At 66.3% G+C, this 13636-nt stretch carries 12 protein-coding genes; 6 read left to right on the top strand and 6 right to left on the bottom strand.

Annotation, left to right across the window (positions count from 1 at the left end; genetic code table 11):
- Positions 1–116: 116 nt before the first annotated feature.
- Complete coding sequence (locus E1N52_RS00665; protein ID WP_133179245.1) at positions 117–1016, bottom strand: LysR family transcriptional regulator; 900 nt, start codon at positions 1014–1016, stop codon at positions 117–119.
- Between the two features lie 138 nt (positions 1017–1154).
- On the opposite strand from E1N52_RS00665, the gene E1N52_RS00660 reads away from it, so the two are divergent.
- From E1N52_RS00660 to E1N52_RS00650, 3 genes are read left to right on the top strand one after another with little or no spacing between them, the layout of a single operon-like run.
- Complete coding sequence (locus E1N52_RS00660; RefSeq protein ID WP_133179243.1) at positions 1155–2465, top strand: cytochrome c; 1311 nt, start codon at positions 1155–1157, stop codon at positions 2463–2465.
- A complete protein-coding gene (locus tag E1N52_RS00655; protein WP_133179241.1) occupies positions 2462–2923 on the top strand; it encodes a (2Fe-2S)-binding protein in 462 nt (153 codons plus the stop codon). Before E1N52_RS00660 ends, E1N52_RS00655 begins: the two co-directional genes overlap by 4 nt.
- Positions 2920–5214, top strand: coding sequence for a xanthine dehydrogenase family protein molybdopterin-binding subunit (locus E1N52_RS00650; protein ID WP_246088900.1), 2295 nt, complete (start codon positions 2920–2922; stop codon positions 5212–5214). The genes E1N52_RS00655 and E1N52_RS00650 overlap by 4 nt, the downstream gene beginning before the upstream one ends.
- A 20-nt stretch (positions 5215–5234) precedes the next feature.
- Here the strand turns inward: E1N52_RS00650 and E1N52_RS00645 are convergent, their stop codons facing one another.
- Complete coding sequence (locus E1N52_RS00645; protein WP_205965557.1) at positions 5235–5522, bottom strand: hypothetical protein; 288 nt, start codon at positions 5520–5522, stop codon at positions 5235–5237.
- A gap of 161 nt (positions 5523–5683) precedes the next feature.
- On the opposite strand from E1N52_RS00645, the gene E1N52_RS00640 reads away from it, so the two are divergent.
- Complete coding sequence (locus tag E1N52_RS00640; RefSeq protein ID WP_133179239.1) at positions 5684–7081, top strand: MFS transporter; 1398 nt, start codon at positions 5684–5686, stop codon at positions 7079–7081.
- A gap of 39 nt (positions 7082–7120) precedes the next feature.
- A complete protein-coding gene (locus E1N52_RS00635) occupies positions 7121–8116 on the top strand; it encodes a GlxA family transcriptional regulator (protein WP_133179237.1) in 996 nt (331 codons plus the stop codon).
- 14 nt (positions 8117–8130) lie between these two features.
- On the opposite strand, the gene E1N52_RS00630 is transcribed toward E1N52_RS00635, so the two are convergent.
- A complete protein-coding gene (locus E1N52_RS00630) occupies positions 8131–9084 on the bottom strand; it encodes a GlxA family transcriptional regulator (RefSeq protein ID WP_133179769.1) in 954 nt (317 codons plus the stop codon).
- Between the two features lie 142 nt (positions 9085–9226).
- On the opposite strand from E1N52_RS00630, the gene E1N52_RS00625 reads away from it, so the two are divergent.
- On the top strand, positions 9227–10030 hold the full coding sequence (locus tag E1N52_RS00625; protein WP_133179235.1) for an SDR family NAD(P)-dependent oxidoreductase: 804 nt from the start codon (positions 9227–9229) through the stop codon (positions 10028–10030).
- A gap of 53 nt (positions 10031–10083) precedes the next feature.
- On the opposite strand, the gene E1N52_RS00620 is transcribed toward E1N52_RS00625, so the two are convergent.
- The 3 genes from E1N52_RS00620 to E1N52_RS00610 are packed head-to-tail and all read right to left on the bottom strand — an operon-like array spanning position 10084 to position 13612.
- Positions 10084–11070: an ABC transporter permease gene (locus E1N52_RS00620; RefSeq protein ID WP_133179233.1), complete on the bottom strand. Its 987-nt coding sequence runs from the start codon at positions 11068–11070 to the stop codon at positions 10084–10086.
- Positions 11067–12047, bottom strand: coding sequence for an ABC transporter permease (locus E1N52_RS00615; RefSeq protein WP_133179232.1), 981 nt, complete (start codon positions 12045–12047; stop codon positions 11067–11069). Before E1N52_RS00615 ends, E1N52_RS00620 begins: the two co-directional genes overlap by 4 nt.
- Positions 12044–13612: a sugar ABC transporter ATP-binding protein gene (locus E1N52_RS00610; protein ID WP_133179230.1), complete on the bottom strand. Its 1569-nt coding sequence runs from the start codon at positions 13610–13612 to the stop codon at positions 12044–12046. The genes E1N52_RS00615 and E1N52_RS00610 overlap by 4 nt, the downstream gene beginning before the upstream one ends.
- Positions 13613–13636: the final 24 nt, after the last annotated feature.

Below are 13636 nucleotides of genomic sequence, written 5' to 3'. Positions count from 1 at the left end.
GGCAGACATGACCGTTGCCGGCGGCGCCCCGCGAGTGAGGGCGCTCAAGTTTCGATAATAAGAAGCAGGGAGCGTCGAGTCCAAGACGCGATACTTATGTTTCTATAAGCGTGCGCTTATAGTGTGCCGGTGAGCGGCGGCGGCAGGCATTCGAGAAAGGCGCGCAGATGCGGCGAGGCGTCGTCGCTGCGGAACGTCGCGGCCAGCACGGTGCGCTGTGAAGCGCCGGGGCCATCGAGGTGGCGCGCCACGACGTCGACGCGGCCATGCCGCGCAACCGACTCGCCCACCACGGTCACCCCGAGCCCCGCTGCCACGAGCGCAATGGCGGTCTGGATCTCATAGGCCTGGTGCGCGACGAAGGGCGTCACGCCCGCGTCGCGGTAGAGCGCTTGAACCGTGCGCTTGAACTGCGCGTTCTGATGCTTCGGGTAAAGGATCAACGGCGTATCGGCGAGTTCGTCAATGCGCACCTTCTTTCGTTTGGCGAGCGGGTGATCCGACGCCATCAATACCACAAGCCGCTCGCGCAGCAGCGGCAAGGTCGTGTAGCCGGGCACGGCGAGCGGCTGCCGCCCAATGCCGATATGGATGCGCATGTCGCGCAACGCGTCGGTCTGCTCGTCGGTCAGCATTTCGAACAGCTTGAGCTCGACCTGCGGATACGCCTGATGAAACGCCTTGAGCGCGGGCGGCAGGACGCTGTACATCGACGAGCGCGTGAAGCCGACACTGAGCCAGCCGCGCCGGCCCACGCCGATCTCCAGCGCGCCGTGCGTCACCTCGGCGAGCGAGCCGAGAATCTGCCGCGCTTCGGTGGCCAGGTACTGGCCCGCTTCCGTCAGGCGCAGCGGGCGGCGCGTGCGATCGATCAGTTGCGTGCCCACCCGGTCCTCGAGGGAGCGGATCTGCTGGCTCAAGGCCGGCTGCGCGATGTGCAGACGCTCGGCGGCGCGGCTGAAGTTCAGTTCCTCGGCGAGCGTCACGAAACACTGCAGGCCCCGAAGCTCATTCATCTCGTCATCTCCGTATCGATTTGCCCAGCATCGTAATACAGCGAACAACCCGCGGACCAGGCACGGCATTTGCTCGCGATCGAACGGCGCATGCCGATCGCCATGTTGAGCGATGGCCCTCTCGGCTCTGGAGGCTCGATGAAAGGCAGGCGGGTACGGATGGCGGGCGTGGCCGTTGTCCTTCTTGCTCTCGCAGCCGCCTATGGCGGCCATGTTGCACATGCCTGGGAGCAAGGACTCGCACCCGTGGCCGCACCCTCGCCGCCGGCTGGCGACGCCGCGGCCATCGCGCGCGGCGCGAAGCTCGCGGCAATCGGCAACTGCATGACGTGCCATACCGCGACGGACGGTCAGCCGCTTGCGGGCGGCCTCCCGCTGCAAACGCCCTTTGGCGTGATCTACTCGACCAACATCACCCCGGACAAGGGCACCGGCATCGGCGACTGGTCGCTCGATGCGTTCACGCGCGCGATGCGGCGCGGCGTTTCGCGCGACGGGCATCTGCTCTATCCCGCGTTTCCCTACCCGCACTTTGCGCACATGAGCGACGCCGATATCGCCGCGCTCTATGCGTGGCTAATGAGCCGCGCGAGCGTCAACGCGCCGGCGCCGCACAATGCGCTGATTTTTCCGTTGGGGTTCCGGCCGCTCATGGCCGTGTGGAATAAACTCTATCTGCCGCCTGCGTCTGCTGTTTCCACTACGTCTGATACCTCGACGGACACACAAACGCCGGACGTCGCGCGCGGCCGCTATCTCGTCGAAAGCCTCGGTCATTGCGGCGCGTGCCACACGCCGCTCAACCGCCTCGGCGCCGAGCGCGGCGACCATGCGTTGCAGGGCGGCACCCTCGAGGGCTGGGACGCGCCTGCGCTGACCGACCTCTCGGCACGCCCAAGACCCTGGACGCAAGCACAACTGACGAACTATCTGCGTACGGGCTACGCCAGCGAGCACGGCGCGGCGGCCGGGCCGATGCGGACGGTGACACGCTCACTCGGCGACGCGTCTGCCGAAGACGTCGAGGCGATCGCCGCGTATCTGATAACACTGCAGTCCAACCCGAATGCCGCCACGCCGCCTTCCACAGCCAGCGTCCATGTCTCGACCGCGCCCGCCAACGGCGCTACGCTGTTTGCCGCGGCCTGCGCGTCGTGCCACGGCGAAGGCGCGGCGATGTCGATCGACGGCCATCGTCCGTCGCTGTCGCTCTCGACCGCCGTCAACGCCGACAGCCCGCGCAACATGGTGCGCATCATGCTCGACGGCATTGCCTGGCACGAGAGCGAGGCGGCGTCTTTCATGCCGCCATTCGCCGGCACTTTCACGGACACGCAGATCGCGGAGCTTGCCAACTACACGCGCGTGCGCTTCACCGCGTTCGGCCCGTGGTCCGCGCTCGACGCTCACGCCGTGGCGCGTCTTCGCAAGGAAAGCCCATCACGATGATTACGCTCAACGTCAACGGCGTCAGCCATACCGTCGATGCCGATCCGTCCACGCCGCTGCTCTATGTGCTGCGCAACCAGTTGCGGCTCAATGGCGCGAAGTTCGGCTGCGGGCTCGGCCAATGCGGCGCGTGCACGGTGAGCGTGGGCGGCGAACCAGTGTTCTCGTGCCTGCTGCCGGTCATGGCGGTGGGTGAGCGGCCCGTGCGCACCGTCGAAGGACTCGGTAGCGCGGATCATCCGGGGCCGCTGCAACAGGCCTTTATCGACCAGCAGGCCGCGCAATGCGGCTACTGCATCGCGGGCATGATCATGCGCGCGCAAACCCTTCTGGAGCGCACGCCGCACGCCACCGACGACGAGATTCGCCGGTATATGCAGCCGAATTTGTGCCGCTGCGGAACGCATATGCGCATTCTCGCGGCGATCCGGCAAGTGTCGGCGGGCACGCAGTCATGAGCCGCGCCCGCCCCTCTCCCCTGTTCGACCATAGCGGCCCCGACGACGCCGCGCGCCGCCGTTTCCTCGTGGGCGGCTCGCTCATGGTGAGCTTCGCCATCGTGCCGGGCATGGCGGCGCTCGCGCAAACCACCACCGAAGCGGGCACCTTCCATGCGAGCGCCCCGAAGCTACCCGGCGGCCTCAAGACCACGCCATCGCTAGACGCGTGGATCAAGGTCGCACCAGACGGCCACGTGAGCGTGTTCACGGGCAAGGTGGAGTTGGGCACCGGCGTTCGCACGGCGCTCCTGCAACTCGCCGCCGAAGAACTCGACCTCGCGCCTCACGCGATCGAACTGATCACGGCCGATACGGCCGCTACACCAAACGAGGGATACACGGCAGGCAGCCACACGATGGCGGACAGCGGCACGGCCATCCTCAACGCGGCGGCCCAGGTGCGCACGCTGCTCGTCGAAAGTGCAGCGAAGCAGTTGAGCGTCGATGCCGCTGCGCTTACCACGCGCGACGGTGCGATCCTCACCGCCGACGGAAGGCGCGTCACCTATGGCGAAGCGGTGCAGCACGCGAACCTGCATCAGGACGCGCAACCGAACGCCGCGAAAAAGCCGCCCGCGCACTACGCCGTGATCGGGCACACGCTGCCGCGCGTAGATATTCCAGGCAAGGTCACGGGCGGCGCGAGCTATGTTCAGGACCTGCGGCCCGCCGGAATGCTGCATGCGCGCGTCGTGAGGCCGCCTTCCTATGGCGCGCGGCTCGTTGCCGTCGATAGCGCGCGCGTGGCGGCGCTGCCCGGCGTCGTCAAGGTCGTGAACAACGGCGATTACCTCGCCGTGGTCGCCGACGACGAATGGCGCGCCATCGTCGCGATGCGCGAACTCGCACTCGCGGCACAGTGGCAGCCGGGCCCTGCGCTGCCCGATCCGGCCGGCATTCACGCGTTTCTCATGAGCCTGCCCGCACAGGAGATCGTGGTGGCGGATCAGGGCGCGCCCGCAGGCCAGCCGGCAGCGACGTTGAAAGCCCGCTATTCGAAGCCTTATTTGACGCACGGATCGATCGGGCCTTCGTGCGCGCTCGCGCAACTCGACAGCGGCGTCATGACGGTCTGGACACATACGCAAGGCGTCTACCCTCTGCGCGCCGGCATTGCCGAGATGCTTGGCATGCCGCGCGAGAAGGTGCGCTGCGTTCACGTGGAAGGTTCGGGCTGCTACGGACACAACGGTGCGGACGACGTTGCCGGGGACGCCGCGCTCATCGCCCGCGAGCTGCCGGGCCGCCCGGTGCGCGTGCAGTTCATGCGCGAGCAGGAACATATGTGGGAGCCGTTCGGTCCCGCGATGACGGTGGATGCGAGCGCATCGCTCGATGCCGGAGGATCGATAATCGCCTGGCAATACGAACTATGGAGCAATACCCATAACAACCGCGTCGAGAATGCGGGCCGTCTGTTGCCCGCGCAGCTGCTCGCGCAACCCTTCACGCCCGCGCCGCCCAAGTCGATTCCCATGCCGGAAGGCGGCGGCGACCGCAACAGCATTCCGCTCTACCGCGTGCCGAGCGTGCACGTGCAGAATCACTTCCTGCCCGATATGCCGATACGCGTTTCGGCCATGCGCTCGCTCGGCGCGCATATGAACGTGTTCGCCATCGAGAGCTTTATCGACGAGCTCGCGAGTGCCGCGCATGCGGACCCTGTCGCATTCCGCCTCAAGCATCTCGACGATCCGCGCGCACAAGCCGTCATTCATGCCGTGGCGGATCGGTCCGCCTGGCAAGCGCATGCCGCACGTGCGACGCCAACGGACTCACGCGCGTCCGGCTCCGGCTTTGCCTTCGCCCAATACAAGAACCTGATGGCCTACCTTGCCATTGCAATGGACGTGACCGTCATGCGCGATACGGGCGAGGTGCGTATCGAGCGCGTGATCGCGGCCATCGACTGCGGCCAGATCGTGAATCCGGATGGCGTGCGCAACCAGGTCGAAGGCGGCATCTTGCAGTCCACGAGCTGGACGCTCTTCGAGGAGACGCGTTTCGACCGTGAACGGATTACGAGCTTCGACTGGAGCACTTACCCGATCATGCGTTTTGCGTCGGTGCCGAAGCGCGTGGAGGTGCTGTTGATCGACCGCCCCGGCCTGCCGTTCCTCGGCGTGGGCGAAGCGGCGCAAGGACCGGCAGCGGCGGCGCTCGCAAACGCGATTGCCGACGCGACCGGTGTGAGAATCCGCGACTTGCCGCTGCTCGCGCCGAAGTCGCGGAATGCGCTCAAGGCGTAGGTAAACCGCCGCTTGTTTCGCTAGTGCTTTTTAGGCGGCAGAGGCTGGTTGAGGCCGGGCTCGACCGGCGTGGGCACCGCGTCGCCCAGCGGCCTGGAAATGTCGTTGTTCGGCGCCCGATCTTTCTCGCCTGGGTCCTCGGCCGCCTCCTCGGTTGGCAAAGTCTTGGGTGGCAACGGCTGATCGAGACCCGGCTCGGTGGGTGCAGGCACAGCGTCCCCAATTGGCTTGGGCAGATCCGTGCCGCGCGGTTCCGGTGCATCGTCGGGCTGTTCGGGATGTTCGGACTCGTCGGACTGGTTGCTCATCGTATCGACCTCCCTTCGCGATGGATATCGCATGGTCCATCCAGATCATGCAGGGACCGTGCCAGCGGAAGAGGGGCCAACTTCAGTAGAATGAGGGACACTCCGCGCCGAATCCGGCGGCCCACGAAGAATCACGCCCGGAAAATCCTGGAACACGCCTGATGCCGCACGCCCTCGATCGCCGCACCGCCGTCGCATTCCTTGTGGCCGCAACGTTCTTCATGGAGAACCTCGACGCCACCGTCATCACCACCTCGCTGCCCATCATCGCGCGCGACTTTCACACGGCGCCCGCGTATCTCTCGATCGGCGTCTCCGCTTACCTCGTCGCGCTGACGATGTTCATCCCCGTGAGCGGCTGGTTCGCCGAGCGCTTCGGCGCGCGGCGCGTGTTCGCCACGGCCATCACGGTGTTCAGCGTGGCCTCGCTGTTGTGCGCGCTGAGCACGGGCCTGTTCGCCTTCACCGCCGCGCGCGTGCTGCAAGGGCTGGGCGGTGCGATGATGGTGCCGGTAGGCCGGCTCGTCGTGCTGCGCGACACGCCGAAGCACGAGATCGTGCGCGCCATTGCGATCCTGACCTGGCCCGCGCTGGTCGCGCCGATTCTCGGGCCGCCACTCGGCGGCTGGATCAGCACGCACTGGAGCTGGCACTGGATCTTCCTGCTCAACCTGCCGCTCGGCGTGGCCGCGCTCGTGGCCGCCCTGCTGCTCCTGCGCGACGAGCACACGCAACCCCGGCGTTTCGACACCTTCGGCTTCGTGCTGAGCGGCCTCGGCTTCGCGTTCATCATGAGCGGCATCGAGATGGCGAGCCGCTCCGACGTCACTGCGCCCGTGTCGATTGGCACCTGCGTAGCGGGCATTGCGCTGTTGGCGGCGGCCGTCGTGCATTTGCGGCGCGTGCCGCATCCGCTGTTCGATCTCGCGCCCGTGAAGATCAACACGTTTCGCGTGACCGTGTTCGGCGGCTCGCTGTTTCGCACGGCCATCGGCACCGCGCCGTTTCTGCTGCCACTCATGTTCCAGGTGGCGTTCGGATGGAGCGCCGTGGCGTCGGGCGCGCTGCTGCTATGGCTGTTCGCCGGCAATCTGTGCATGAAGCCGGGCACCACGTGGGTCATGAACCGCTTCGGCTTTCGCACCGTGCTGATCGGCAACGGCACGCTGGTCGCGCTCGGCTTCGCGGGCTTCACGCTGCTCGGGGCCGATACGCCACGCGTCGTCGTGGCCGCGTTGCTGTTCTTCAGCGGCCTCGTGCGCTCGATGCAGTTCACCGCGCTGAACACCATTGGTTTCGCCGACGTGCCCCAGGCGCAGATGCGCGACGCGACGACGCTCTTCTCCGTGCTGCAGCAGATGAACGCCGGCATGGGGATCGCCGTGGGCGCGCTGGCGCTTTCGGTTGCCGAGGCGCTGCGCGGCACCCATGCGGGCACTGCGAGCGCCGCCGACTTCCATCTCGCGTTCTGGTTCATCACGGCGCTCGCGGCGCTGGGCGTGGTCGACAGCGTGCTGCTGCCGCGCAGTGCAGGCGCGCATATTCTCGCGCGACGCTAGCGAGCCTCCGACCCCTGACTCCGCTCCTCTTCCAAAACGATGCTGACCGTTGCGCTTCTCGTCTTCCCAGGCGTCCAGGCACTCGACGTGTTCGGGCCCACCGACGTCTTCTCGGAGGCCAATCGCCTGCTGCCGCCCGAGGCGCAATACCAGCTCGAACTGATCGCAACGGAACGCGACACCGTGCGCTGTTCCAGCGGAGTGCGCATCGGTGCGGACCGGCACTTCAACGAAGCAGGCGGCCACTACGATTTGCTGCTCGTAGCTGGTGGACCGTCGCTCGTTGAGCAGCCGCTTCCCGATGCGGCGCACGCATGGTTGCGCGAAGCCAGCGCGCGCGCCCGGCGTTTCGGCTCCATCTGCAACGGCGCGCTGACGCTGGGGCGCGCAGGCTTGCTCGACGGACGCACGGTGACGACACACTGGAACGACGCGGCCGCGCTCGCCGCGATGTGCCCCACTGCGAACGTCGAATTCGACCGCATCTTCATTCAGGACGGCAATCTCTACACCTCCGCGGGTGTGACGGCGGGCATCGATCTCTCGCTGTATCTGCTGGCTCAGGATCACGGCCCGGAAATCGCGCTGCAGGTGGCGAGACGGCTCGTGGTGTTCGTGCAGCGCGCGGGCGGCCAGTCGCAGTTCAGCCCGTATCTCACGCCCTACGCGGAGGCGACGTCGCCCATCGCCCAGGTGCAGCAGTATGTGCTCGGGCATTTGAATGAAGATTTGGGTGTGGAAGTGCTCGCCGGCGTCGCGAAGATGAGCAAGCGTAACTTCGCGAGAATCTTCGTGCGCGACACCAGCGTGACGCCCGCCGAATTCGTCGAAAGCGCACGCATCGACGCGGCGCGCGTGATGCTGGAAAACAGCACGGCGCCGTTGAAAACAGTGGCCTTTCGATGCGGCATGCGCGACGCCGACCATTTGCGCGTGGCATTCAAGCGCAAGCTGGGCACCACGCCGCAGCAATATCGCGCGCACTTCGGCGCTGTCACCGCAAAGGCCAAACGCACCGCAAAAGCGAATTCGTAGTCGCGCTTTTGCGTCTACGCTCCCGCACGCACCTCGCGCCGCACCGCCTGCGGCGGCACACCGAAGCCGCGCACGAACGCCTCGCGCATGTGCCGCCGGTCGCGAAAGCCGGTCTCGCGTGCGATGACATCGAGCGGATGCGTGCTCTGCTCGATCATGAGCCGCGCCGCCTCGAGGCGCAGGCCCTCTACGGCGCGCGCGGGCGACTGCCCCGTTTCCGCCGTGAACACGCGGCTGAACTGGCGCGGGCTCAGGTGCACGGCCTCTGCAAGCTGTTCCACCGTGAGCGCACTGCTCAGATTGCGGCGCGCGTAGTCGAGCGCGTTCTGAATGCGGTCCGATTTCGGCGCGAGCGCGAGCATTTCGGAATGCTGCGACTGGCCGCCCGAGCGCCGCTGATGCATGACGAGGTTGTGCGCAACCGAGCGCGCCACCTCCGCGCCGAGGTCACGCTCGACCATGGCAAGCGCCAGATCGAGCCCCGCCGTCATGCCCGCCGACGTCCAGACCGGCCCGTCGACGATATAGATGCGGTCGTCTTCCACACGCACTTCAGGAAAGCGCTGCTGCAGATCGCGCGCGTAGTACCAGTGCATGGTGGCGCGGCGGCCGTCGAGCAGGCCCGCCTCGGCCAGCACGAAACCGCCCGTGCAGATGCCCGCCACTCGCCGCGCACGGCCGCTCGCGCGGCGCAGGAACGCCAGCACCGCGGGCTCCGCGTCCACGGTACGCGGGTCGTTCACGCCCGCCACGATCCAGGTGTCCACCCGGCTGCGCGCGGGCGCGGGCGTGCGCAGCGTCTCCACGCTCATGCCAAGCGACGAACGCACCGCGCCACCCTCCACCGAATAGTTCTCGATCGCGTAGAACGACGAGCCGGCCATCATGTTCGCGTATTCGAAAACGCTTTGCGTCGCGAGCGCCATCACCTGGAATCCGTCGCTCAAAAGGTAGCCGATGCGGTGCATGTCCTGCTCCTGTCGCTGCATGTCCTGAAACACGACCATATACGTCATTTGCGCCACGGTCAATCGCGGCCAGAATGCATTCACAGCAGCGCCACTTGCACGTTACCTAACCACTCGCGCCGCTACCCAAAGGAATGCAATCATGACCCAGCAAACTCATCGTGGCACCGCGCTCGTCACCGGCGCATCGTCTGGCATCGGCGCCGTCTACGCCGTGGAACTCGCACGCCAGGGCTACGACCTCGTGCTCGTCGCGCGCAATCGCGACCGGCTCGCCGCGCTCGCTGAACGCATCACGAGCGAAACCCGGCGCGACGTGGAAGTGCTCGCCGCCGATCTCAACGACCGTCACGATCTCGCCGCCATCGAAGCGCGCCTGCGCGACGACGCCAGCCTCACGCTGCTCGTGAACAACGCGGGCATCGGCACGCACACGCCGCTCGTGGAGAGCGACGTCGATTACATGACGCGCATGATCGAGCTGAACGTCACCGCGCTCACACGGCTCACGTATGCTGCAGTGCCGGGTTTCGTCGCGCGCGGCCAGGGGGCGATCATCAACATCGCCTCCATCGTGAGCATCGCACCCGAGATCCTCAACGGCGTGTATGGCGGCACCAAGGCCTTCGTGCTCGCGTTCAGCCAGTCGTTGCATCACGAACTGGCGGGCAAGGGCATCCGCGTACAGGCGGTGCTGCCCGGCGCCACGGCCACGGAGTTCTGGGAGACGGGCGGCCTGCCGCTCGAACATCTCGACAGCGCGATCGTGATGTCCGCGCAGGACATGGTGAGCGCCGCCCTCACCGGCTTCGAGCGCGGTGAAACCGTGACGATTCCTTCGCTGCACGACGTGGAGCAATGGAACGCGTTCGAGACGGCTCGCCGGACGATGTCCACGCAGCTGTCGAGCAACACGCCCGCGCCGCGCTATCGCATCGCGCAGTGACGTTCTCGTTCGATTAGATGGATTGAGTGAAGCGGGGGCTCGCTCCCCGCACCCTACACTTCCCGCTTGCTGCGCCCGTATAGCAGCAGCATGGCCGCGATCACCACGCCGTATATGATCTGCCGCCCGGCCTCCGGCATCTGCGCGACCGAGAGAATGGACTGCAGCAGCGTGATGAGGATCGCGCCGGCGACCGTGCCAAGGTACGATCCGCGGCCGCCCAGAATGGAGGTGCCACCCAGCACCACCGCCGCGATGGCGGGCAGCAGGTAAGCGTCGCCCATCGACTGCGCCGCCTTCGACGCATAACCCGCGAGCAGCACGCCGCCGAACGCGGCGAAGGCGCTGCACACGGCGAACGCGGCCACCGTCACGAGCCGCGTATCGATGCCGGAAAGATACGCCGCGCGCTCGGTGTTGCCGATCGCGTATAGCGTGCGGCCGAAGGTCGTGCGCGAGAGCAGGAACATCGTCGCGGCCCCGATCACGACCCACAGCGCCACGGCATTCGGCACGCCGGGCAAGAGCCAGCCCGCGGCGAGCCAGCGCATGACGTGCGGCGCGGAATCCTGCGGCGACGAGCCGCCCGTATAGACGATCATGATGCCCTGCGCGACCGCGTTGGTCGCGAGCGTCGCGATCATCGAAGGAATGCGCAGGAGTGCGACGAGAATCCCGTTGACGATGCCGATGAGCACGCCGCAGCCGATGCCGACCGGAATCGCGAGAATCTGCCCGAGTTCGCCATGCCCGGCGACGGCACAGGCCATCATCGCGCCCACCGTGATCGTCCATGGCAAGGAGAGGTCGATGTGGCCGAGCAGAATCACCATCATCAAGCCGGTCGCGATGATGCCGAGAAAAGCGCCAACCTTCAGCTGCAGCAGGATGTATTCCGGCGACGTGAAGTTGCGCGAATACATCCCGCCGACGAGCAGCAGCGCAACGATGCATCCGAACGAAATCAGGATCGGCTTGTCGATCCTGCGCGTGAGCCGCGACACAAAGGTGGTGCGGGTGCTTGCAGAGACGCCGCTCATTGGAACCACTCCAGACGGTTGCGCACCCTGAATAGCCCGCACGCGCCGATCGCGACAGCGAGCAGGAGAATCACGCCTTGGAATAGCGGCTGCCAGAGCGCGTCGACGTTGAACACGAACAGCAGGTCGCCGATGGAGCGAAATGCAAACGCGCCGAAGATCGCGCCAATCGCGCTGCCCTTGCCACCGAGCAGCGACACGCCGCCGATCACCACGGCGGCAATCGAAAAGAGCGTGTACGAGTTCGCGCTGCCGAGGCTCGCTTCGCCGGTGTCGGTGAAGAAGGTCAGGAACAGGCCGCCTATTGCGGCGAGCAGGCCCGCCAGCGTATAGCTCGCGAACTTGGCGCGGCGAATCGGCATGCCGGAGAGGAAGGCCGCAGGTTCGGACGAGCCGGTCGCATACGCCGCGCGGCCCACCGCCGAGCGTTTGAAAGGAATCCAGACGATCACCACGGTCACGATCAGGATCAGCAGACTCGCCGGCACGACACCCGCGACCTTGCCGGTCAGGGCGTCGGCGAGATCTTCGTTGATCGTGCCGCCGGGCACGGGGCGCAGCAGCAGCGCCAGCCCGTAATACACAGCGCCTGTCGCGATCGTCGTCACGATCGGCTGCAGACGGCCAAAAATGATGATCACGCCGTTGAGCGCGCCGCACAACGCGCCCGCCGCGAGCACGCCAACGATGCCGAGCGCGCTGTGCAGCGCGTCACCCGTGACGATCCACGAGCCGATGCAATTCGTCAGCACGAGCATCATGCCGATAGAGAGGTCGATGCCGGCCGTGAGCACGACGAGCGCCTGCCCCATCGACACCAGCGCGAGCAGCACCGCCTTGTTCGCCGCGGTCTGAAACACGTTCGCCGATAAGCTCGACGGATAGTTGATGAGGTAAATCGCGAACATCAGCACGAACAGGCCGAACGCGAACACCGTTCCGCGATTTTCCGCATACCAGTAACGCAGCCCGCTCATGGCGCGACTCCCGTGGAAGGCGAACCCTGCGCAACCTGTCCGACTTGTCCAACCGGCAGGTCCAGTGCGCTGGCGATCAGGTTCTGTTCGGTGATCGCCGGCCCGACGAGTTCCTTCTTGATCCGGCCTTCGTAAAGTACGAGTACGCGGTCGCAGCAGCCGATCAGCTCGTCGTAGTCGGTCGAATAGAACAGGATCGCGGCGCCTTCGTCGGCGAGGCGCCTGAGCAGCTGATAAAGCTCCTGCTTGGTACCGACGTCGATGCCGCGCGTCGGGTCGCTGAGCAGCAGGATTCTGGGCTTGCGCATCAGCCACTTCGCGATCACCACCTTCTGCTGGTTGCCGCCCGACAGCGAGCCCACGGGCGCGTCGACGCCGTGCGACTTGATCGCGAGAAGCTCCATCATTCGGTCAACGAAGGACTGCTGGCGATTGCGATCGATTACGCCTGCGGTCGACATGCGGTCGAGCGCGGCAAACGAGAGGTTCTCGCGCACTGACATCGGCAGCATCAAGCCTTCGGTCTTGCGGTCCTCCGGTATCAGCGCCATACCGATTCCCTTTGCGCGCGCGGCAACGGGGCTGCCGATCGACACCGCCTTGCCGTCGATCTCGATCTTGCCCGCGCAGCCGCGCAGCACGCCGAACAGCGCGAGCAACAGTTCGCGCTGCCCTTGCCCGTCGAGACCGCCCAGCCCGAGAATTTCACCGGGCTGCAGCGAAAAGCTGATGCCCTGCAGCGTGTCGCTCCACGCGAGATCGTGACAGGCGAGCACCGGTGGGCGCTCGGCCTTTTCCGCGGGTTTGTCGGGGAAGACATGCTGGTACTTCCGCCCGATCATCATTTCGATGACCTCATTGTCCGTTCGCGTGCCCGCCTCGAAGCTCATCACGTGACGGCCATTGCGATACACCGTGCATTCGTCCGCGAGCGCCTTCACCTCGTGCATGCGGTGCGAAATGAAAAGCAGTGCGAGCCCCTCTTCGCGCAGGCGCTTGAGCACCTCGATCACGCGCGCCACGTCGGCGGCGGTCAGCGCCGACGTGGCCTCGTCGAGGATCAGGATGCGCGGTTCGTGCGCGAGCCCCTTGGCCAGCTCGACCATCTGCTGGCGCGACAGCGGCAGATCGCGCACTTTCGCAAGCGGATTGATGTCGGCCGCGCCCGCGCGAGCGAGCGCTTCCTCGGCCTGGCGGCGCTGGGCACGGCGGTCGATCATGCCGAAGCGGCGCGGCGGGTTCGAAGCGAAGATGTTGTCGGCCACGCTCAGGTCGGGGATCAGCGAAAGCTCCTGATACACGCAGACAATGCCGGCCGCGTTCGCCTCGGCGGGCGAGGCGAACGAGACTTTACGGCCATCGAGGTGCATCACACCCTCGTCCGGCTGCACCACGCCGGACATCACCTTCAGCAGCGTGGATTTGCCCGCGCCGTTCTCGCCGAGGATCGCGTGAATGCGGCCCTTTCGCACCGCGAGTTCCGCGTGATCCAGCGCGACGGCGCCGCCGTAGCTCTTCGACACTCCAGACATCTGAAAGAACGGCTGCTCTCCACCCTGCTGCATGCTTCGCCTCCCGTCACGTCACGC

This window comes from Paraburkholderia guartelaensis (assembly GCF_004353905.1).
Taxonomy (GTDB): Bacteria; Pseudomonadota; Gammaproteobacteria; order Burkholderiales; family Burkholderiaceae; genus Paraburkholderia; species Paraburkholderia guartelaensis.
Note: the sequence above shows the minus strand (reverse complement) of the source record. Positions and strands in the feature narration are given on the sequence as shown.